This is a genomic window from Microbacterium sp. OR16 (assembly GCF_047306725.1).
In the GTDB taxonomy this organism is placed as follows: Bacteria; Actinomycetota; Actinomycetes; order Actinomycetales; family Microbacteriaceae; genus Microbacterium.
In genome coordinates this window covers 1903892-1924369 of record NZ_JAZEXK010000001.1, presented here as the reverse complement: position 1 = coordinate 1924369, position 20478 = coordinate 1903892, and the positions used below count along the sequence as shown (strand labels likewise).

At 69.6% G+C, this 20478-nt stretch carries 18 protein-coding genes and 1 tRNA gene; 6 read left to right on the top strand and 13 right to left on the bottom strand.

Annotated features, from left to right (window positions below):
- Positions 1-126: 126 nt before the first annotated feature.
- Entirely contained in the window at positions 127-2514 is a 2388-nt protein-coding gene (gene ppsA / locus V2S05_RS09370; protein WP_413635264.1) for a phosphoenolpyruvate synthase, read from the bottom strand.
- A 17-nt stretch (positions 2515-2531) separates the two neighbouring features.
- Positions 2532-3377, bottom strand: a complete 846-nt coding sequence (locus V2S05_RS09365) for a pyruvate, water dikinase regulatory protein (protein WP_271639148.1) — start codon at positions 3375-3377, stop codon at positions 2532-2534.
- A 131-nt stretch (positions 3378-3508) separates the two neighbouring features.
- On the opposite strand from V2S05_RS09365, the gene V2S05_RS09360 reads away from it, so the two are divergent.
- On the top strand, positions 3509-3703 hold the full coding sequence (locus V2S05_RS09360; protein WP_271639149.1) for a hypothetical protein: 195 nt from the start codon (positions 3509-3511) through the stop codon (positions 3701-3703).
- A gap of 19 nt (positions 3704-3722) precedes the next feature.
- Here V2S05_RS09360 and murQ read toward each other — a convergent pair whose 3' ends face one another.
- From murQ to V2S05_RS09315, 9 genes are all read right to left on the bottom strand, one after another.
- Positions 3723-4658 (bottom strand): N-acetylmuramic acid 6-phosphate etherase, encoded by a 936-nt coding sequence (gene murQ / locus V2S05_RS09355; protein WP_413634887.1) that lies wholly within the window; start codon positions 4656-4658, stop codon positions 3723-3725.
- Positions 4648-5547: an N-acetylglucosamine kinase gene (locus V2S05_RS09350; RefSeq protein WP_413634886.1), complete on the bottom strand. Its 900-nt coding sequence runs from the start codon at positions 5545-5547 to the stop codon at positions 4648-4650. The genes murQ and V2S05_RS09350 overlap by 11 nt, the downstream gene beginning before the upstream one ends.
- Before the next feature lie 42 nt (positions 5548-5589).
- Positions 5590-5663: transfer RNA gene (locus V2S05_RS09345), tRNA-Gly, on the bottom strand.
- A gap of 91 nt (positions 5664-5754) precedes the next feature.
- Positions 5755-6984 carry a sensor histidine kinase gene (locus V2S05_RS09340; RefSeq protein WP_413634885.1) on the bottom strand — a complete coding sequence of 410 codons (1230 nt, stop codon included), beginning with the start codon at positions 6982-6984 and terminating at the stop codon, positions 5755-5757.
- Entirely contained in the window at positions 6977-7690 is a 714-nt protein-coding gene (locus tag V2S05_RS09335; protein WP_271639153.1) for a response regulator transcription factor, read from the bottom strand. The genes V2S05_RS09340 and V2S05_RS09335 overlap by 8 nt, the downstream gene beginning before the upstream one ends.
- Positions 7691-7746: 56 nt before the next feature.
- On the bottom strand, positions 7747-9585 hold the full coding sequence (locus V2S05_RS09330) for an Ig-like domain-containing protein (protein ID WP_413634884.1): 1839 nt from the start codon (positions 9583-9585) through the stop codon (positions 7747-7749).
- Between the two features lie 150 nt (positions 9586-9735).
- Complete coding sequence (locus V2S05_RS09325; protein WP_413634883.1) at positions 9736-10266, bottom strand: signal peptidase I; 531 nt, start codon at positions 10264-10266, stop codon at positions 9736-9738.
- A 105-nt stretch (positions 10267-10371) separates the two neighbouring features.
- Positions 10372-10941, bottom strand: a complete 570-nt coding sequence (locus V2S05_RS09320) for a TasA family protein (RefSeq protein ID WP_413634882.1) — start codon at positions 10939-10941, stop codon at positions 10372-10374.
- A gap of 143 nt (positions 10942-11084) precedes the next feature.
- Positions 11085-11606 (bottom strand): 2'-5' RNA ligase family protein, encoded by a 522-nt coding sequence (locus V2S05_RS09315; protein WP_413634881.1) that lies wholly within the window; start codon positions 11604-11606, stop codon positions 11085-11087.
- Between the two features lie 45 nt (positions 11607-11651).
- On the opposite strand from V2S05_RS09315, the gene dcd reads away from it, so the two are divergent.
- The 3 genes from dcd to V2S05_RS09300 all read left to right on the top strand — a co-directional run bounded on the left by dcd (position 11652) and on the right by V2S05_RS09300 (position 14087).
- A complete protein-coding gene (dcd, locus tag V2S05_RS09310) occupies positions 11652-12257 on the top strand; it encodes a dCTP deaminase (RefSeq protein ID WP_413634880.1) in 606 nt (201 codons plus the stop codon).
- A gap of 1 nt (position 12258) precedes the next feature.
- Entirely contained in the window at positions 12259-12657 is a 399-nt protein-coding gene (locus V2S05_RS09305; protein WP_413634879.1) for a hypothetical protein, read from the top strand.
- Between the two features lie 215 nt (positions 12658-12872).
- Entirely contained in the window at positions 12873-14087 is a 1215-nt protein-coding gene (locus tag V2S05_RS09300; protein ID WP_413634878.1) for an NAD(P)/FAD-dependent oxidoreductase, read from the top strand.
- A 6-nt stretch (positions 14088-14093) separates the two neighbouring features.
- Here V2S05_RS09300 and V2S05_RS09295 read toward each other — a convergent pair whose 3' ends face one another.
- Both V2S05_RS09295 and V2S05_RS09290 read right to left on the bottom strand, forming a co-directional pair.
- Positions 14094-16472: a glycoside hydrolase family 65 protein gene (locus tag V2S05_RS09295; RefSeq protein ID WP_413634877.1), complete on the bottom strand. Its 2379-nt coding sequence runs from the start codon at positions 16470-16472 to the stop codon at positions 14094-14096.
- 161 nt (positions 16473-16633) lie between these two features.
- Positions 16634-18070: an MFS transporter gene (locus tag V2S05_RS09290; protein ID WP_413634876.1), complete on the bottom strand. Its 1437-nt coding sequence runs from the start codon at positions 18068-18070 to the stop codon at positions 16634-16636.
- Between the two features lie 261 nt (positions 18071-18331).
- Here V2S05_RS09290 and V2S05_RS09285 point away from each other — a divergent pair, with 261 nt between their 5' ends.
- Positions 18332-19699: a DUF222 domain-containing protein gene (locus V2S05_RS09285; RefSeq protein WP_413634875.1), complete on the top strand. Its 1368-nt coding sequence runs from the start codon at positions 18332-18334 to the stop codon at positions 19697-19699.
- 287 nt (positions 19700-19986) lie between these two features.
- Positions 19987-20448, top strand: coding sequence for a DUF3817 domain-containing protein (locus V2S05_RS09280; RefSeq protein ID WP_413634874.1), 462 nt, complete (start codon positions 19987-19989; stop codon positions 20446-20448).
- The last annotated feature ends 30 nt before the right edge of the window (positions 20449-20478 follow it).

The window sequence follows — 20478 nt, the reverse complement described above, 5'->3', positions numbered from 1 at the left end:
TTCGAGGAGCGCGGACGCGCTCCTTCTGAACCGTAGTCGACTGTGCTGAGGGAGGGGCCGAAGGCCCCCCGGGGATACACAATACGCACCCTTGTTTCGCCGCATGTCACGCCCGGCGCGGTAGGATCACGCCTCCACGCTCTGCAGTCGTGCCAGCCGCAGCCAGGTCTCGACGACGGTGTCGGGGTTCAGTGAGACCGATTCGATGCCCTGTTCGACCAGCCACTCCGCGAGCTCGGGGTGATCACTCGGGCCCTGACCGCAGATCCCCACGTACTTGCCCTGCCGGCGGCACGCCTCGATCGCCATCGACAGCAGCTTGAGCACGGCGGGATCGCGCTCGTCGAAGGTGTCTGCGACCAGGGCGCTGTCGCGGTCGAGGCCGAGCGTCAGCTGGGTCATGTCGTTCGAGCCGATCGAGAATCCGTCGAAGTGCTCGAGGTAGTCGTCGGCCAGCAGCGCGTTGGTGGGCACCTCGCACATCATCACGACCTTCAGGCCGTTCTCTCCGCGGCGCAGACCGTTCTCGGCGAGCAGCTCGACGACCGCCTGCCCTTCGGCGACGGTGCGCACGAACGGCACCATCACCTGCACGTTGGTGAAGCCCATCTCGTCGCGCACGAACTTCAGCGCCTCGCATTCCATCTCGAAGCACTCACGGAAGTCGGGCGAGATGTACCGCGAAGCGCCGCGGTACCCGATCATCGGGTTCTCCTCGTGCGGCTCGTAGCGCTCGCCGCCGATGAGATTGGCGTACTCGTTCGACTTGAAATCGCTCATCCGCACGATGACCGGCTCCGGCGCGAACGCGGCGGCGAGCATCGAGACGCCTTCCGCGACCCGCTGTACGAAGTAGTCGCGCGGTGACGGGTAGGCGGCGATGCGGGCGTCCACCTGCCGACGAAGGTCGTCGGGTAGGGCGTCGTGCTCGAGCAGGGCGCGCGGGTGGATGCCGATCTGCCGGTTGATGATGAACTCCAGCCGCGCGAGGCCGACCCCGCGGTGCGGCAGTCGCGAGAACGAGAAGGCCTGATCGGGCGTTCCGACGTTCATCATGATCTTGACCGGCGCCTCCGGCATGCTGTCGAGAGCCGTCTCCTCCTCGGCGAAAGGCAGGATGCCCTCGTAGACGACACCCGTGTCGCCCTCGGCGCACGAGACGGTGACCGGCTGACCGTCGGTGAGTACCCGCGTCGCGCCGCCGGTTCCGACCACGGCGGGGATGCCGAGTTCGCGGGCGATGATCGCGGCATGGCAGGTGCGGCCGCCGCGGTTGGTCACGATGGCCGATGCGCGCTTCATGATCGGCTCCCAATCGGGATCGGTCATGTCGGCGACGAGCACATCGCCGGTCTGGAACTCGCTCATCTGCGTCGCATCACGCAGCACGCGCACCGGACCTGCGCCGATCCGCTGCCCGATCGCGCGACCCTCGACGGCTACCGGCCCCTTCTCCTGCAGGCGGAAGCGGCGCATGACCGTGGACGACGCCCGCGACACGACTGTCTCAGGACGCGCCTGCAGGATGTACAGCCGGCCGTCGACGCCGTCCTTGCCCCACTCGATGTCCATCGGGCGGCCGTAGTGCTCCTCGATCACGAGCGCGTGTCGGGCGAGCTCGGTGAGCTCGGTGTCGGTGATCGAGAACAGCGGGCGATCCGCGACGGGCACGTCGACGAATGCGGTGCTGGCCCCTGCCTCCCTGCTGTCGGTGTAGCGCATGGCGATCGCCTTCTCGCCGACCGATCGCTTGAGGATGGCGGGCCGCCCGGCGCGCAGCGCCGGCTTCGAGACGTAGAACTCGTCGGGGTTCACGGCGCCCTGCACGACGGCCTCCCCCAGACCGTACGAGCTGGTGACGAACACGGCGTCGTCGAAGCCGGATTCGGTGTCGATGGTGAACATCACGCCCGACGAGCCGATGTCCGAGCGCACCATGCGCTGCACGCCGGCCGAGAGGGCGACCTCGTCGTGATCGAAGCCATGGTGCACGCGGTACGCGATGGCACGGTCGTTGTACAGCGAGGCGTACACGCTGCGGATCGCGGTCAGCACGTTCTCGATCCCGCCGATGTTGAGGAAGGTCTCCTGCTGGCCGGCGAACGAAGCATCCGGAAGATCCTCCGCCGTCGCAGAGGAGCGGACGGCCCAGGTGACGCGGTCGGGCTCGGCATCCTTCGCCACGAGCTGGTCGTACGCGTCGCGGATGTCTCGCTCGAGGTCGCCGGGCAGCGGGTGCTCGATGATCCAGCCGCGGATCTCGGTGCCGACCAGCGCGAGCCGCGTCACGTCGTCGGCGTCGAGCCCGGCGATCGCGTCGCGGATGCGCTCGCGCAGCCCGTCGTGAGCGAGAAAGCGCCGGTAGGCGTCTGCGGTCGTCGCGAAGCCGCCGGGCACGCGCACGCCGAGTTCGGCGAGATTCGAGATCATCTCGCCGAGGGAGGCGTTCTTGCCGCCGACCTGGGGAAGATCGGCCATTCCGATCTGATCGAACCAGAGGATGTTGGTCACGATGAGCTCTTTCGTCTTGGTCAGCGGCGAAGGCCGAGGGTTTGCAGGATCACTGCGGACATCTCCTCGACGCTCTTCGTCGAGGAGTTGAGGAACGGGATGCCGTTGCGGGCGTACAGCTTCTCTGCCCGCCGCAGCTCGGTGGTGCACTGCGCGAGGCTCGAGTAGCGCGAGTCGGGTCGGCGCTCGTGCCGCACCTGGCTGAGCCGAAGTGGCGTGGTGGTGAGCCCGAAGCAGCGTGCGGAGTAGGGCGCGACGAGCGGCGGGAGGCCGTCGGTGGGGAAGTCGTCGTCGGTGAGCGGGTAGTTGGCGACGAGCAGGCCGTACTGCAGGGCGAGGTACATCGTCGTCGGCGTCTTGCCGCAGCGACTCGGGGCGACGATGATCACGTCGGCGAGGTCGAGTGCGCGGCTGCTCTGTCCGTCGTCGTGTTCGATCGCGTACTCGACGGCGCGCATGCGGGCGAAGTACTCGGTCGCGTCCCCCAGCGTGTGGAACTGGCCGAGCTGCTCGGACGGCAGGGTGCCCAGGGCCTCGGCGAGCTCGCTGAGATGGCCGCTGAGCAGGTCGATGTGCGTCGCGGGCACGTCGGTGAGCACGGTGCGCACAGCGAGGTTCTTCGCCGTGGTGAACACGAGCGGCTCGAGACCGTTCGCGGCATCCTGCGCGATCTGGCCGGCGACGGTGGTCGCGGTGTCGACCGAGTCGACGAACGGCACCGTGTGCTTGACGAAGACCATGCCCGGGAAGTTGGCCAGCAGGGCGTTGCCCAGGGTCTCGGCGGTGATGCCCGTGCTGTCGGAGACGAAGTACGCGGCGCGCACCGAACGCGTCGTCGCCTCAGTGGTGGTGACGGTCTCAACCATGAGGCGACTCTATGTGGAGGAAGGAGGGAACCTTCGTCGATTCGGTGGGCAAAGAACCGAGGAAATTATCTGTCGCGCAAGACTGCTCTTCTGCCCTCGGATTCGACCGAGGGCGTGACTAGAGTTCGGATATGAGCGAGCAGAACGCAGAAGACCTGAGCGGCCTCGACGAGGCGCTCGTCGAGCGGCTGCACGACGGCACCGCCACCCGAGCCGACGAGATCGCCAAGCTCCAGCATCTGAGACGTCTCGCCATCGAGCGCGAAGACGCGGATCGCATCGAGGAGCTCGACATGCGGCTGAGCGTGCTGCGGGTCGGCGAATAGCGCGTCCCTGCCGCCCCCTTCAGCCGAGAGCGGTGATGGCGTCTCGCAGGATGCCGTCGGTGCGCTGCAGTGCGTCGGCCGCAGCCGCGGCCGAAGCGCCGGTCGCGAGCATGAGCAGCGCCAGCTTCACGGAGCCGCCCGCCGCGTCGAGCGCGGTCATCGCCTCGTCGACCTCGACCCCGGCCAGGCGCGAGACCGTGCTGATCGACCTGGCGCGCAGCTTCTCGTTGGTTGCGACCAGGTCGACCATGACGCCCCGGTACGTCTTGCCCAGCTTGATCATCGAGAGCGTGCTGAGCATGTTGACCACGAGCTTCTGCGCCGTGCCGGCCTTCAGGCGGGTGGAGCCCGAGACGAACTCCGGCCCGGTGACGACCTCGATCGCGATCTCCGCCGCAGCGCCGATCGCCGAGTCGGCGTTCGAGGCGATCGCCACGGTGAGCGCGCCCATACCCCGAGCGAAGGTCAGGCCGCCGACGACATAGGGGGTGCGACCGGATGCCGAGATCCCGACGACCGTGTCGTCGGGGGAGAGGTTCAGGCCGCGCAGCGACGCCTCCGCGGCCTCATCGTCGTCTTCGGCGTCCTCCACGGCAGACCGGATGGCCGTCTCGCCTCCCGCGATCAGCCCGACCACCATCGACGGATCGGTGCCGAAGGTCGGCGGGCACTCGCTGGCGTCGAGCACGCCGATGCGCCCTGCCGTGCCCGCGCCGATGTAGATGAGGCGCCCGCCCCGACGGAAGCGATCGACGATGCCGTCGACGGCGGCGGCGATCTCGGTCGCCCGCACGGCGACCGCCTCGGGAACCCGGCGATCCTCGGCATTCATGCTGCGCACGAGCTCTTCGGTGCTGAGCACGTCGAGGTCGCCTCGTTCGGGCGCGGCTGCCTCGGTGGTGAGGGTCGAGAGCAGCCCGAGAAGCGCGGTGAGCGAGCTGTCATCATTCGGCACGGTGCACGAACCTTTCGTGGGGGAGATCGTGGCGGGTCGTCAGAAGTCGAGCGCCGGTCAGAGCATCCCCCATCGGCGACGCGACGCGGCGACCGGCGTCCGAGAGGGAGTCGTCGAGTCTCGCGCGGAACCACGGATGCCCGGTCAGTCCGCCGTGCAGCGCCACCTCGCGAGCCGACGCGGAGGCGGCCACGGCCGATGCAGTGAGCAGCCGCAGGGCCTCGGCGGCGATCTCGAAGGCGACCTGGTCGCCCTGCTCAGCGCAGTCGAGGACAAGAGGGGCCAGGGTGCCCAGCGCTCGCGCGAGCGGCTGCTGGGCGAGCGTCCACGAGAGCGGATCGGGGGCAGGTGCGATGTGCGCGGCGACGGCCCGTTCCAGGGCTGTCGCGGGGCCGAGGCCGACCGCGGCGCGCTGCACCGCGCGGACGGCTTCGCGTCCGAGCCACGACCCGCTGCCGAGGTCGCCGATTTCGGGTCCCCACCCGTCCACCAGGCGGATGCCGTCGGTGTCGACGCCGAGCGCGACGGCGCCCGTTCCGGCGATCAGCAGCACGCCCGGGGCGCCGTCGAGCGCGCCGATGTGCGCTGTGACCACATCGGATGCGACGGCGACTGCCGCGCCGGTCGAGGCGGCCAGGGTGCGGGCGAGGTCGAGGGCGGCGGCCGGGGCGGTCCATGCGCCTGCGGCGCCGACTCCGAGCGAGCGCGGCATCGGTCCGGGTTCGAGCAGCGCGAGGATCGCCGCCGCGGCGCTCGCGACCCCGCCTGGCGCGGCGAGACCCGGCGCGCCATCGCCCGTGCGGGTGACCTGGTGCGAATCGCCGCTGATCAGGAGGCGGCATGTGGTCTTGCCCAGGTCGATCGCTGCGATCGCGTCCGCCGTGCTCATCTTTCCCCTTGGCCCATGGCTCAGTCAGAAAGACTCTACAGATGGAGGGGCTGACGGGAATCGAACCCGCGCTGTCTGCTTGGGAAGCAGAAGTTCTGCCATTGAACTACAGCCCCGCACGCCTAGCGACGCGTCTGCAATCATACGCGTTCCGGGCCGCCCACCCGAACATCGCGGGCCTCCGGGGCGGGAAGACGACCTCGCTCGTCATCCGCGGGCAGGCAGCATCAGCGAGAACGTCGTGGTCGACGCCCCGTCGAGCAGCAGGTGGCCACCGAGGCTCTCGGCGAGTTCGACCGAGAGGGCAAGGCCGATGCCCTCTCCCGCGGTGGCGCTGCGCCGATGCGGCCGCCGCTGGAAGATCGCGTTGCCGCGCGGACGCGTGCCCTCATCTCCGACCCGCACGGTGACGTACTCCGCTCGCCGCTCCGCGTCGATCGTGATGTCGCCGCGACCGTGCGTGAGGGCGTTGTGCAGCAGCACGTCGATGATCTGCGACGCGGCGGCAGGGGCGTCCCCCAGATCGCCTGTCATCGGCGCGACGTGGATCGTGCGTCCCAGGGAATGGGCCTGCCCCTGCCAGCGCGCTGCGGACTCGTGCAGCGACTCAGCGAGCGGCTCGAAGGTGGTCGCGCCCGGTGCATCCCCGCGCGCCATCTCCAGCAGCTGGGATATCGCATCGGCCAGGCGGTCGATCTCGCGCACCGCGTGGTCGAGCTGGTCGCGTACGACCGGCGGCGTCTCGGGCCAGAGCGAGAGGTCCTCGAGCTCGAGGCGCAGCGCGGTGATCGGCGTACGCAGCTGGTGGGAGGCGTTGGAGGCGAACTCGTGCTCGCGGCGCAGGCGATCCTCGAGCGTCTGCGCGCTCTCCCGCAGCGCCGTGTCGATCGCGCGTGCCTCAGGCACTCCGAGGTGCTGCTTCGGCGGCCGCAGATTGCCTCTGCCGATCTCGCGCACGGTGTCGAGCAGGCGGAGGAACGGTCGAGACAGCGAACGCGCCAGCTGTATCGCTGCAATGATCGCGATGAGCAGCAGGCCTGCGCCGATCGCGATGACCGGTGTGACGGCTTTCGAGATGCGTTCGTTGACGATCTCGCCCGATCGGGTGAAGTCGACCGTGCCGCCGCTGCGGACGATCGAGGTGCCGGTGATGTCATCCGCATCGACGTCGCTTCCGGCGACGACGGTGGTGCCGTCTGAAGCCGTGTACACCACTCGCTCGCCGTAGATGATCAGCCCGCCGAGCAGCTTCTCGTTCACAGTCCCGGAGCCGCCGCCTTGGTCGATCACGGTGCCCACCATGCTGGCCATCCGCTTCGCGTACTGCTGCTCGGAGGCGTGCACGAGATCGGCCACCATCAGCACACGCGGCACGCCGTACAACGCGATGATCGCGACGGCGAGGGAGAGGAAGGCGACGATGAGCCGTCTACGCATCGGGCGCGCCCTCGTCGAGGCGGAATCCGACCCCGCGCAAGGTGGTGATCCGCGCGTCGGCACCCGATTCCTCGAGCTTCTGGCGCAGTCGGGCGACGGTGACGTCGAGGGTCTTGGTGGACCCGAACCAGTTCGCGTCCCATACCTCGTCCATCAGTCGCTCGCGCGTCACCACGGCGCCGCGCTGCATGTCGAGTTGGGCCAGCAGGTCGAACTCCTTCGTGCTCAGCGGCAGCTCGCGAGCCCCTGCGAGGGCGCGTCGCGAGGCGACGTCGACGACGAGTGCGGCTGGGGACACGGATGCCGAGGGCGTCCGCTCGCTGACGGGCTGCGACGCAGCCGCAGGACTGCGTCGCAGCAGAGCGCGCAGCCGGGCCAGCAGCTCGGCCAGAGCGAAGGGCTTGGCGATGTAGTCGTCCGCACCGACGTCGAGGCCGACGACGCGATCGAGCTCGCCGTCGCGCGCCGTGAGGATGACGATGCCGCCCGCGAAACCCTGCTCGCGCAGCCGGCGACACACGTCGAGGCCGTCCATGTCGGGCAGGCCGAGGTCGAGCACGACCAGATCGATATCGTCGCCCGCTCGCGCAAGGGCCGACGCTCCGTCGGCGACGCGCTCGACGTCGTAGCCCTCGCGATCGAGAGTGCGCAGCAGCGGCACCGCAATGCCGTCGTCGTCTTCCACCACAAGGATGTGTCGTCCCACATGCTCGAGGCTATCAACGTCATCGAAGGGCCCTTCGGGGCGCTCGTACCGTGTCATCAGAAGTCCTTGTCGAGAGGGCCGCTCTCGGTGACCGGAGTCGTCGAGCAGCGCAGACCGACGAGGTCGGTCGCATTGGCGGAAGGCGTCCAGGTCATCGCAGCAGCCGTGGTGACCGTGCGCGCCGAGCCCGACGTGAGGGCGCCGATGGTGACTCGGACGACGGTGGCGGGCACGCCGTTGATGGTCTCGGTCGTGGCGGTCATGGTGGCCGAGAACTGCGCCGTGCTCCACAAGCCGACGTGGTTGCCGCGCAGGTTGACGGAGCCGAGGTTGGTGTTCGGCACGTCGAGCAGGTCGTTGGACCCACTCGTGATGCCGCCGTCGCGCACCCGGGCGGTGACGGCGCGAGCCGAGCCGTCCCATCCGCTCGCGATGCTCGCCGGGCTGACGCGTCCGCTGTAGGTGAGCACCAGCACGTCGCCGGCGTCGATCACCCCGGCCTTGCCGCCGTTGACGGCCTGCACGTCGGCGCCGCGCAGCGGCGCATTGTCGACGCGTCGGGCAGCGAGCACGGTCGAGGTGGTCTGCTTGCCGTGGCTGTCGGTGAGGACGGCGCGCAGGTCGTACGAGCCGTCCGCGACGGTCTTGGTGTCCCACGCGCAGACGTAGGGCGCCGCGGCGAGGGTGCACACGGGTGACCACTTGCCGCTGCCCGCCGGGGAGTACTGGATCGCGACCGACGAGACCCCGGCCGAGGAGTTCGCGGTGGCCGTCAGCTGCACGGCTCCGGTGAGGTACGCGCCCGGGTCGTCGAGCGAGATCGACGAGACCGTGTTGTCGACCAGGCGGCCGGCGACCGCGGCCGACGTGGTGCTGTTGCCGGCGAGGTCGGTCGCGATGGCACGGAACGAGTATCGGCCATACGGCAGCGGCACGGTGTTGAAGCGGCACGACCACGGCTCGTCGGTGATGGTGCAGGCGGTCGTCCACGCGCCACCCGCACTCGGCTGGTGCTGGATGACGACGGATGCCACACCGGAGTGCGCATCGGCCGGCGAGGCGGCGAGGGTGACGGTGCCGGTGAGCACGCTGCCCGGGTCGGTCACGGTGACGGTGGGGGCGATGTTGTCGACGATGACGGCGGCGGTCTCCGAGACCATGACCACGGCCGGACGGGCCGTGGGCCACGCCACGACGCGCACGTCGTAGTCGCCGCTGGCCAGTGACGCCGTCGCCCAGTTGACGGTGCAGGACGCGGAGCCGGCGATGCTCGCGCAGCCGGCGACGCTCTTCCAGCTGTTCGCGTCAGCGACCGAGTACTCGAATCGCAGACCATAGGTGGCGCGCGGGTCGGCATCGCCGAGCGTCGCGCTCAGCGGAATGGTGCCGCGCACCGCGTCGCCGAGGTCGGCGAGCGCCACGGTGAAGGCGTTCGCCACGGCGACCCGCACCGGCGCCGATGTGGAGGCGTAGCCCGCGTTGTCGGTGGCGGTGGCTCGCACGTCGTATGCGCCGTCGACCACGGCGAAGGTGTCCCAGCTGCAGCGGTAGGGGGCGGATGCGGTGCTGCACAGCGTCGTCCAGCTCGAGGCGCCCGCGCTCTGCCACTGGACCATGACGTTCGCGATGCCGGTCTCGGCATCGGCGGCCGCGGCGGTGATGGCCGCGGATCCGCGCAGCGGTGCATCGGGGGCGACGATGCCGACCGTCGGCGGGGTCCAGTCGACGGAGGCGGAGGCCGTGCTCGTGGCGTTCGCGGACTGTGACATGAAGGCTGCGGAGGAGGTCTGCAGTCCGTTCAGGGCGAAGACGGCCGCAAGCAGGGCGCCCAGAGCGGCGAGTGCGCTGTTGCGCAGCGCCGTGCCGGTCATCGGGGTGCCCGTCCGTCTGGTCATGCTTCGACGTTACGGAGCGGCCGGTTACAGCCCGGCAACAACGGGGTCTCAGCCGGGACACGATCGGACCAGAAGAAGCGCTGCGCAGATACGGGGACGGGGCCGCGGCAGGAAGCCGCGGCCCCTTCGAGACCCGTGGAGAAGTGCGTGCTAGCCGCGTAGCGCGCGGACAAGGTCGCGCAGGAACATGAGACCGATCATCGCGGCGGGAAGGCCGATGGCCAGCATCCGCACCCCCGACATCGACAGCAGGATGAACACCCAGCCCACTGCCGGCACCCAGCCCTCGACGCGGGGCTGAACGGCGGATTCCAGGGTGAAGGTCCACGGGTCGGCACTGGCGTTCGCGTCGCCCTCGGTGCGCAGCACGCGCCGGCCGTCGGGGTCGGTCTCGTCGTCGATCGAGAGGATGCGGTGCGTGACCGGTTCGTTGATGCCGGAATCCTTCGGCGGCACGTAGGTGATGATGTCGCCGACTTTCAGATCCGCGACGGGAACCTGTCGCTCGTACACGACGGTGCCGCGCTCGAAGGTGCCGGACATCGATCCGCCTGTGATGACGTAGCGGTCGAGGCCGAACAGCGACGGGACGAGCATGAGCCCCACCAGCGCTATGGCGCAGGCGACGGCGACGCTGATCAGGGTGTTGCCGATCGCGCGGGTCGTCTTGATGGGGCTCATGCTCTTCTCCTCTGATCTCGGGTGATCAGTGCCGATCTCGGGTGATCAGCGGGGGTAGGACCTCCGGCGAATGGATGCCGGATGTCCCGGGTCAGGGGCGGGCGATCACTGCGCGACGGACGTGGCGGCCGTCTGCTTCGAGTCCCAGGTGTAGACGGCGGAGGCGTTCTTGCCCTGCTCGGTGTTGTCGGCGGTCTGCGCGAGGGTGGTGCTGAAGGTGTACTCGCGCGACTCGCCCACGGCGAATTCGCCGAGGTCCAGAGCGCCGGCCTTGGTCAGCTCGCCGAAGGTGCCGGTCCAGACCGGGGTGCCGCTGCCGGCGCGGGTGATGACGAGCTTGAGGTTCTCGGCCTTGAGGAAGCCGTTGGTGGCGTTCTCGGTGAGGGTGAATGAGGCGGGCAGCGAGCCGGAGTTGGTGATGGTCACCTTGCCGTTGACCGTGTCGCCCGGCTTGAGGTTGGAGGCGTTGAAGATCGCCTTCCCCGACTTGGAGTTCTGCTGGGCGAGCGTGCCGCTGCTGAAGGCGTTGGCCGAGTTGACCGAGTTGGCGACGAAGTCCGCACCCGAGCCCACTGCCACGGTGGCGGCGACGAGCAGGCCGGCCAGCGGCAGGATGATCAGGCGCTTGCGGGACTTCTTGGCGGTGGGGGCGGCGGTGGCGGTGATCTCGGTCATGATGTTTCCGTTCTTGAGGGCCGAGGCGGCTCTGGACTGTGGGGAAGCTTGTGATTCGAAGCTACGGAGGCGCCGGTTACACGCGTGCCACAGAGCGGCAACACCTCTGCCAGCGTTCGACCACAGAGTGCTTCGCGTCAGTGTCAGCGCAGCCGCGCGAGCTCGGTGATCGTGCGCGTGGCGGCATCCCAGCGGCGCAGCGCACGCGCGGTTCCGATGAGCTCCTCTCCGACGAGAGGGAGCGCCCGTTCGAGATCCTGCAACCGCACGCGCCGGGCGAGGGTGACGTGCGGTGTCCACCCGCCGGGTGCGGTGTGCAGGGCCTCGTCACCCGGTCCGGCCGCCGAGTGGACGTCATCATGCAGGGCGAGCAGCGCGGACGATGGGATGACGCTGCGCGCGAGCACGCGCCGGTCGCCGTCCCCGAACAGCACCGGCGCACCCAGGCGCACCTCGAACGCCGCGCGAGTGGCGAGGGCATCGACGTCGAGGTGCTCCAGCGCACTGCGCACGAGCAGGGTCACGTGCGGCCTGTTGCTCGGCGCGGTATGCGCGGCCAGACTCGACAGGCCGGCGGCGGCCAGGGCATCCCACTCCGCGCGCACGGCGTTTTCGCTGATCTCGTCGAGCAGCAGCTCGATGGAGATCATCGGGTCGCGCGTCATGCGACGAGAATAGTGCGGCTCTCCTGGCACCGTTACGCTGAACACGTGCTTCTCAGCGACCGCGACATCAAGGCAGAACTCGCAACGGGCCGCATCGGGCTGGCGCCGTACGACGCGCAGATGGTGCAGCCGTCGAGCGTCGACGTGCGCCTCGACCGGTACTTCCGGCTGTTCGACAACCACAAGTACCCGTTCATCGATCCCTCAGAGGATCAGCCCGAGCTGACCCGGCTGATCGAGGTCGCGCCCGACGAGCCGTTCATCCTGCACCCCGGCGAGTTCGCGCTCGGTGCGACCTTCGAGCAGGTGACCCTGCCCGACGATGTCGCGGCGCGGCTGGAGGGCAAGTCGTCGCTCGGACGCCTCGGGCTCATCACCCACTCGACGGCCGGGTTCATCGATCCTGGCTTCAGCGGGCACGTCACCCTCGAACTGGCGAACGTCGCGACCCTGCCGATCAAACTGTGGCCGGGGATGAAGATCGGCCAGTTCTGCTTCTTCCGCCTCACCTCGCCCACCGAGAACGCGTACGGCTCGGGTCCGTACGGCAATCGGTACCAGGGGCAGCGCGGGCCCACGGCATCCCGCTCGTTCCAGAGTTTCCACCGCACCGACGTCGGCACCACCGACGCGGGAGCTCAGGGCGGGTGACATGAGCGACCCGACGAGGGATGCCGATGACGCGGCGCGCGCTGAGTCGGAGCTCGCTGTGCCGGAGCCTGCTGTGCCGGAGCTCGCGGTGCCCGAGCCGACGATCCCCGATGCGGTGATCCCCGATGCGGCGCTCGCCGAGCCCGTCATCCCGCCCGCGCCTCCGGAAGAGGCGCCGACCCGAGCCGCTCGGCGCACGTCTGCCGCTGAAAAGCTTTCGGCAGCTCCGGCACCGGCATCCGATCCGCGTCTGACCGCACCGCCGCCGGACCCGACCGTCGTGCCGCCGCCGGCGGGAGCGACACCGAGCAGCTACCGGGGCTGGACGATCGCGATCTGCAGCTTCCTCGCGCTTCTCCTGAGCGGCGCCGTCGTCACGATAGGCGTGCTGCTGAGCTGACCCGCGCCCCGGGATGAAAAATGCCGGTGAGCCGCAGCCGCGACCAGCGTTCTCCATCCCGCGGCGGCGTGCGGGGTCAGCCGTGTACGCGAATCCGCGCTGAGGCGTACCCGAATGACCTCGCATCCGGCGACGCGCCGGCCCCGATCGACCACGCCGGCGGGGGCTGTCAAGGCCGTCGCCTCGGCCGCTGCAGCCGCCTATGGTCGGCTTTCATGAGCGCCGAGAACACATCCACAGCCGACAGTCACGAGCGCACGCATCGGGTCCTCGTCGTCGGAGGAGGCAACGGCGGGCTGTCGGTCGCCGGTCGCCTGCGCCGATCCGGAGTCACCGACATCGCCGTCGTCGAGCCATCGCAGACCCACTACTACAAGCCGCTCTTCTCGCACATAGCGGGCGGCACCGCCCGGGCGCGCGAGGCGGTGCGTCCGCAGGCCGACGTCTTCCCCGACGGGGTGGAGTGGATCCCGGATGCCGTCAGCGCGGTCGACCCCGAGAATCGGCGGGCGCACCTGGCATCCGGCGACACCGTCCGGTACGACCAGCTGATCCTCGCCCCGGGCATCCGGAACGACTGGGATGCCGTCCCCGGCCTCGATGAGGCGATGAACTCGCCGCACGGCGCCTCGAACTACGACTTCGCGCTGGCGCAGAAGGCGTCCCGGCTGCTGCGCTCGGTGCGCTCGGGCACGGTCGTCTTCGTGCAGGCGCCAGGGCCCGCCTCCTGCGCGGGCGCCGCGCAGAAGCCCATGTACCAGGCGTGCGCGTACTGGCGGGCGATGAACGTGCTGCACGACATCCATGTGGTGCTGCTCGTGCCGACGCCGACGATCTTCGGCATCCCCGAGATCGACGCCGAGCTGCAGCGCAGCATCGACGAGTACGACATCGACGTGCGCACCGGCGCGCACCTGCGCGAGGTCGACGCCGACGGTCGAACGGTCGTGTTCGATGCCGACGGTGCCGACGGGCAGTCGCTGCACTACGACCTGCTCGTCGCCGAACCGCCGCAGAAGGCGCCGGAATGGATCCGCGCCAGCGGCCTCGCCGACGACGGCGGCTTCGTGGCCGTCGATCCGCACACGCTGCGCTCCACCCGGCATCCCGAGATCTGGGCGCTCGGCGACGCGGCAGGCACGACGAACTCGAAGTCCGGCGGCGCGCTGCGCAAGCAGGCGAAGGTGGTGGCAGAGAACGTCGGCGCGGTGCTCGAGGGGCGCGAGGCGGCATCCGCCTACGACGGATACGGCGTCTGCCCCTTCACCGTCTCGCGCTCGACAGCCGTGTTCGCAGAGTTCGACGACCGGCTCCGCCTGATGCCGACGCTGTGGCGCAGCTCGTACCGGGAGAGTCGGATGAACTGGATCATCGACCGGCAGATCTTCCCGCAGGTCTACTGGCACATGATCCTGCAGGGCCGCGCCTGATGCGGCTCAGGTCTCGGCGCCCGCTCGCCGTGGCTCCCGTCCGCGGGGCTGCGAAGGGCGCGGGCCGGGGTCGGCGAGTGCAGGGATGCCGAGACGCCGCGCCACGCCCGCTTCCAGCGTGATCTCCTCGTCGAAGTGCCGGATGCCGAGCGCGGGGCCTCCCTCGAGCCGGTAGGTGACCGCGTCGTGCTGCACCTCCACCCGCAGGGTGTGGCCGCGCACGAGCATCCCGAACGAGAAGGCGGTCATCGGCGCCGCCACCCGCGGCGCGAACTGCAGCGCCTCGGCGTCGTCGCGCATGCCGCCGAAGCCGCAGACCAGCGCATTCCACACCCCGGCGTGCGCGGCCACGTGCAGGCCCTCGTCGACGTCCTCCTGCAGATCGTCGAGGTCGATGGTGCCGGCTTCGGCGAGGTAGTCCATCGCGAGGTCGAGCTGACCGACGCGAGCGGCGACGGTGGCCTGCACCGACGCCGACAGCGACGAGTCGCGCACGGTCAGCCCGTCGTAATACGCGAACGCGCGGGCGGTCTCGTCCGGCGTGAACGCGTCGGGGGCCGCCTGCAGCGCGAGCACGAGGTCGGCCTGCTTCACGACCTGCTTGCGGTACAGGTCGAAGTACGGGAAGTGCTTCTGCAGCGGGTACTGGTCGTCGGGGGTGCCCTCGAAGTCCCACCGCTCCTTCTCGTTGAACCCGGCGGACTGCTCCGGGATGCCCCGTGCGGCGTCGTACGGGAAGGCCACCGCGTCTGCGGTGGTCGTCCATCGCGCGATCTCCTCCGACGAGACGTCGAGAGCGGATGCCTGATCGCGGTGCCGCCTGCAGGCGTCCGCGGCGGCCCGCAGGTTGCGCTGCGCCATGAGGTTGGTGAAGAAGTTGTCGTCGACCATGGCCGAGTACTCGTCAGGTCCGGTCACGCCGTCGATGTGGAACGCACCCTCGTCGTCCCAGCGCCCGAGGGTGCACCACAGTCTCGCGGTCTCGACGAGGATCTCCACGCCCTTCTCGCGCTCGAAGTCGACATCCCCGGTCGCCTGGACGTAGCGCACGACGGCCGCCGCGATGTCGGCGTTGATGTGGAACGCGACGGTGCCCGCCGGCCAGTATCCCGAGCACTCCCGGCCGTCGATCGTGCGCCACGGGAAGGCGGCGCCTTCGAGGTGCAGCTGCTCGGCCCGCTCGCGCGCATGGACGAGCGTGGAGTGCCGCCACACCAGTGCGTCCCGCGCGGCGGACGGTGCGGTGTAGGTGAGCACCGGCAGCACGAACGTCTCGGCATCCCAGAAGGTGTGGCCTTCGTATCCGACGCCGGTGAGCCCTTTGCCTGGGATCGATCGCACCTCGGCGCGTGCGGCGGACTGCAGCACCTGGAACAGCGAGAACCGAGCGCTCTGCTGCAGTCTCTCGTCACCGTCGACCGTGACGTCGGCTCGGGTCCAGAACTCGTCGAGATACCGGCGCTGTTCGTCGACGAGCTCGTCCCAGCCGAGCTTCATGGCCGTCTCGACCGCCGCCTCGGCACGATCCTGCAGCGCGACATCGTCGAGATCGGGTGACCACTCATGGCCCACGCACTTCACCAGGGCGACGCTCTCGCCCGGCTCGATCCGGGCGCGCACGGCGGTTCGCGCGAGGTCTGCCGTGACCTCGGTGTGCGGCTCGGGCGCGGCACCCCGCGATGAGATGCTGACGCGATGATCGGCCGCGACGGCCACCGCGATCCGGCTGCGCCTGGTGCGCTGCACGAGGGTGGCCCGACCGCCGGCGCCGTGGTGGGCCACCGGCTCGAAGGGGTCGCGCAGGGCATCCATCACCCTCGGGTCGGAGTGCACCTCGGGCAGCGGCTCGTCGGCGACGATCTCCGAGAGGAGCGTCACGTCGACGGCGGCGTCTTCGGCGGTCACCTCGTACCTCACCGCGGCGATCGAGCGGTGGGTGAACGACACCATGCGCTGCGATGCGATGGTCACGGTGCGGCCGGCGGGCGACGTCCAGGTGGCCGTGCGGTGCAGGATGCCGGTGCGCACATCGAGCAGCTGCCGATGCTCGGCGAGCTCGCCGGTGCGGATGTCGAACGGCTCATCGTCGACGATCAGTCGGATGACCTTGCCGTCGGGCACGTGCATGACGGTCTGGCCGTGCTCGGGGTATCCGTAGCCGTCTTCGGCGTAGGGCATCGGATGCTCTTCGAAGACGCCGTTGAGGTAGCTGCCCGCCGCCGCGCTGGGATCCCCCTCGTCGAGGGTGCCGCGCCATCCGATGTGTCCGTTCGACAGTGAGAAGACCGACTCGCGGTGCGACTGGCCACGGTCCTCCCAGCCGGTGTTGCGCAGGCATGACCAGCCGACGCCCCACGGATGCACGTCGAATCGGTGCGTGGTCATATCGCTCCTGTCGGTGAGGGTCGGGATGACCATTCTGCGGACGGATGCCCCGGCCCGTGCGACCCTTGCGCCGCAGGCCGGCATCCGGCTAGGCGCCGGAGCGCCCGGGATCAGGACCTGTCGGCGGGCGTCCGGTCAGGCCCCGACGTCGGGGCGTCCGGTCAGGCCCCGACGTCCTTCGGGAACCGCACGCACAGCAGCAGCACCAGGCCGACCAGCAGCACCACGGCGATGCCGAGCACGCCGTAGACGATCCCGCCGAACCAGGCGAGGAAGAGCGACCACGCCAGCGGCGACAGGAACGACGCCACCCGGCCGGTGGTCGCGTAGAGACCGAAGATGGCGCCCTGCTGGCTCGGCGGGGTGAGGCGCGTGAGCAGGCTGCGGCTGGATGCCTGGGTCGGGCCGACGAAGGCGCACAGCAGCAGACCGCAGATCCAGAACACGATGGTGCCGTAGTCGCGCAGTGCGTAGACGACGAACGCCATCACGACCAGGCCGGAGAGGGCGAAGATGATGAGCCGTCGCGGACCGATGGCGTCGTCGATGCGCCCGGCGAGGAGTGTCGAGACGCCCGCGACGAGGTTCGCGGCGAGTCCGAACACGATCACCTCGAGGAACGAGAAGCCGAAGCCCTGTGCGGCGAGCACCGCGCCGAACGCGAACACCCCGGCGAGGCCGTCGCGGTAGACGGCCGCGGCGAGCATGAACCAGAACGTCGGGCGGTTGGTGCGGAACAGCTCGGCGATGCTGCGGCCCAGCACGACGTACGAGCGGAAGAAGCCCACCCTCTCGGCGGTGTCGTACGAAGGCGACTCGGGCACGTTGCGGAACATCGGGATCGAGAAGACGATCGTCCATACGGCGCAGATGACGGCGACGAGCTTGAACGACAGCGCGTTGTCCTGCCCGACGAGGAAGGGCACCGGGATGCACACGATCAGCGCGACGACGCCGCCGATGTAGCCGAGGCCCCAGCCGAGGCCGGACACGCGGCCGACGTTCTTCGGCGTCGACACCTCCGAGAGCATCGCGTAATAGCTGACGTTGCCGATCTCGCTGACCACGGCGGCGATCGCGACGGCGAATGCGCCGAACCAGAAGAACTTCGGATCGGCTTCGACGAAGAAGAGCGAGAACTGAACGAGAGCGATCGCGATCGTCGCCCCGATGACCCACTTCTTCTTGCTGCCGCGCGCGTCGGCCTGCTGCCCGAGCACCGGCGCGAGCAGCAGGATCAGGATGCCCGCGGCGAAGTTGGCCCATCCCCACCACTCCGACAGGTCGGTGAGCCCGTGGCAGTACTCGGACGCCGCGTACTGCGAGCTGTTGCAGTTCATGTACGAGCCGTCGGCCAGCAGACCGGATTCGCGCACCGACGGCTCGAGGAACATCCGCGAGGTCAGGTACAGCGCGATCCAGACGAAGGTGAGGATGACCGTGTTGAACGGCTGCATCGCCCAGTCCCACATCGCCCACGAGACGACCTGCTTGCGGGTGGCCGGTGCGGTGGCGCTCTCGTGGTCCCGGCCGAACGCCGCTACGGCTCCCGTCCTGGCGGTCGGCGGGGGTACGGCGGCGGCATCACGACCGGTCATGGCCGACACGCTACAGGATGCCGGTGTCGCGCCGACCTCGCGACGCGACGCGGTGGAGTGCGGTCCGACGTCGGCGGATACCGGGCGCTGACGCGGCGGCCGGGTCAGCCGAATGATGTGGAGGGGCGTCGGTGCGGCGACGTGCCTCTCCCATCCGCTCACGCCGGAAGAGATGGGTTCGTTATGCGTGCGTGATCAGGTGGGTGGTTCTCCCGGGCGATCACACGTTCGAATGTCGGTGGCCACATGGATACTCGAGATATGAACGGAATGACGGCGGCGACGAAGGAGGACATGGCGAACCTCAGCGCCGTGGTGTCGTCGCTGCAGGCCGTCGAGAAGACGCTGCAGGGCGTGCTGGCCGCAAGAGACGGACTGTTCGCCCTGGCGAATCGTCTGGCGATGTCGATCGCGGAGAAGGGCGCCGGCCTCGACGACTCCGATCTCACGCTGCGCACCGTGGCCGCCGAACTCGCGACGGCGCTGCGCGTGAGCGACCGCACTGTGCAGCGGCGCATGGTCGCGGCGGAGGTGCTGGTCGAGCGGTTCCCGCAGGTGTGGCACGCGCAGGGCGCTGGGCTGATCACGGCAGGGCACGCGCGAGTGATCGTCGACGCCGGCTCGCACATCGACGGCGACGATGCGCGTGCCGCCTACGCCGCGCGCGTGCTGGAGTTCGCGCAGGACGAGTCGCCGAACCGCGTGCGAGTGATCGCCGAGCGGATCGCCCAGCAGTATCAGTCGCGCACGCTCGATGAGCGACACGAGGATGCGCGCGGGCGTCGTGACGTATGGGTCACGGACGGCCCGGATGCCATGTCCGAGCTGCATGTGTACGGTCCGTCGGTTCTGATCCACGGCGCGCATGACCGGTTGACTCAGATGGCGAAGGAGCTCGCTTCTCGCGATGCCGGCTTCGCCCCGATGCAGTCGGCTTCGGAGGCGTCGGCTTCGGAGGCGTCGGCTTCGGAGGCGTCGGCTTCGGAGGCGTCGGCTTCGGAGGCGTCGGCTTCGGAGGCGTCGGCCGCGACCGACCCGCGCACGCTCGGGCAGCGACGCTTCGATCTCGCGGCGGATCTGCTGCTGACCGGCGCTCCCGCCGGTCATGACACCGTCGGCGCACTGCTCGCATCGATCAAGGCGCAGGTCGCGGTCACCGTGCCCGTCACGACGCTCATGAGCGCGGACGGACCCGCCGCAGAGCTCTCGGGCCGGGCTCCGATGGATCTCGCTTCCGCGAGGGCCCTGGCCGGAGCCGCCGCCGGCTGGGATCGGGTCCTCACGCACCCGGTGAACGGAGGAGTGCTGTCCGTCGACAGGTACCGGCCTCCGGAATCCCTGCGCCGCAGGCTGCGGTCGCGCGATGAGCGGTGCCGCTTCCCCGGATGCGGGATGCCGGCTCGCGACAGCGACCTCGATCACACCCTCGATGCCGCCTTCGGCGGCGAGACCAGCGAGGGGAATCTCGCCGCTCTATGCCGACGACATCATGTCTTGAAGCATCAGACGCCGTGGCATGTCGTTCAGCTCGGCGACGGGCTTCTGGAATGGACGAGTCCCACCGGGCGCACCTATGTCGACCGGCCGCCCCCTCCGAACACCGTCACCTTCACCGAGCCTCCCTTCTGAATGCGGTGGTGGCTGCTGAGTGCGGCGGCGAAGGGTCTGAGTGCGGTGGTGGGTGGTCCGAGTGCGGTGGTGAAGGGTCTGAATGCGGTGGTGAAGGGTCTGAGTGCGGTGGTGGCTGCTGAGAGTCGTGGGGTCTGAGGCGGTGGCTGCCGAGCGTCTGGGGGCGGTGGGCTGCGTATCAGCCTTTCGATTGATCTTTCGCCGTTCGCGCCCGCGATGGCGGGCATCTCGGGCATCCGCATAGCCGCGCTCACCTACCGTGGAAGCACAGCCACCCGAGGAGAACCGTGTTCACCACCCCCGCCCGCCTGTTCCGCGTGCTCGCGATCGCCGAGGCGATCACCTGGACCCTGCTCATCAGCGCCCTCATCCTGCGCGCCGTCGGGCAGCCGTCGGTGCTCGTCACGATCGGCGGCGGCATCCACGGCTTCGTCTTCCTCGCCTACGGCGCCACCGCGGTGCTGCTCGCATTCAACCAGCGCTGGCACCCCGGCGTCGCCGCCACCGCGATCGCCAGCGCGATCGTGCCCTACGCCACCATCCCTGCCGAGATCTGGCTGCACCGCAGCGGGCGCCTCGAGGGGCAGTGGCGTCTCACCGAGACAGACGACCCGCGCGACCGCACCTGGTACGACCGCACCATGCGCTGGTTCCTGCGCCGCCCCTGGGTGCTCGCCGTGCTGATCCTGGTCGCCATCGTCGCGATCTTCAGCATCCTGCTGCTGATCGGACCTCCCGGGGGCCGCTGAGTACTCAGCTCTCCTTGCACGTCGGCCGAC

Bases quoted from the DNA above. Each gene is read 5' to 3' on its own strand.
- V2S05_RS09360 (WP_271639149.1), top strand. From the start codon at position 3,509: ATGAGCGAGCAGAACGCAGAAGACCTGAGCGGCCTCGACGAGGCGCTC.
- V2S05_RS09325 (WP_413634883.1), bottom strand. From the start codon at position 10,266: ATGAGCCCCATCAAGACGACCCGCGCGATCGGCAACACCCTGATCAGC.
- V2S05_RS09320 (WP_413634882.1), bottom strand. From the start codon at position 10,941: ATGACCGAGATCACCGCCACCGCCGCCCCCACCGCCAAGAAGTCCCGC.
- V2S05_RS09350 (WP_413634886.1), bottom strand. From the start codon at position 5,547: ATGAGCACGGCGGACGCGATCGCAGCGATCGACCTGGGCAAGACCACA.
- V2S05_RS09330 (WP_413634884.1), bottom strand. From the start codon at position 9,585: ATGACCAGACGGACGGGCACCCCGATGACCGGCACGGCGCTGCGCAAC.
- V2S05_RS09290 (WP_413634876.1), bottom strand. From the start codon at position 18,070: ATGACCGGTCGTGATGCCGCCGCCGTACCCCCGCCGACCGCCAGGACG.
- V2S05_RS09340 (WP_413634885.1), bottom strand. From the start codon at position 6,984: ATGCGTAGACGGCTCATCGTCGCCTTCCTCTCCCTCGCCGTCGCGATC.
- V2S05_RS09315 (WP_413634881.1), bottom strand. From the start codon at position 11,606: ATGACGCGCGACCCGATGATCTCCATCGAGCTGCTGCTCGACGAGATC.
- V2S05_RS09300 (WP_413634878.1), top strand. From the start codon at position 12,873: ATGAGCGCCGAGAACACATCCACAGCCGACAGTCACGAGCGCACGCAT.
- V2S05_RS09305 (WP_413634879.1), top strand. From the start codon at position 12,259: ATGAGCGACCCGACGAGGGATGCCGATGACGCGGCGCGCGCTGAGTCG.
- V2S05_RS09285 (WP_413634875.1), top strand. From the start codon at position 18,332: ATGAACGGAATGACGGCGGCGACGAAGGAGGACATGGCGAACCTCAGC.
- V2S05_RS09295 (WP_413634877.1), bottom strand. From the start codon at position 16,472: ATGACCACGCACCGATTCGACGTGCATCCGTGGGGCGTCGGCTGGTCA.
- V2S05_RS09365 (WP_271639148.1), bottom strand. From the start codon at position 3,377: ATGGTTGAGACCGTCACCACCACTGAGGCGACGACGCGTTCGGTGCGC.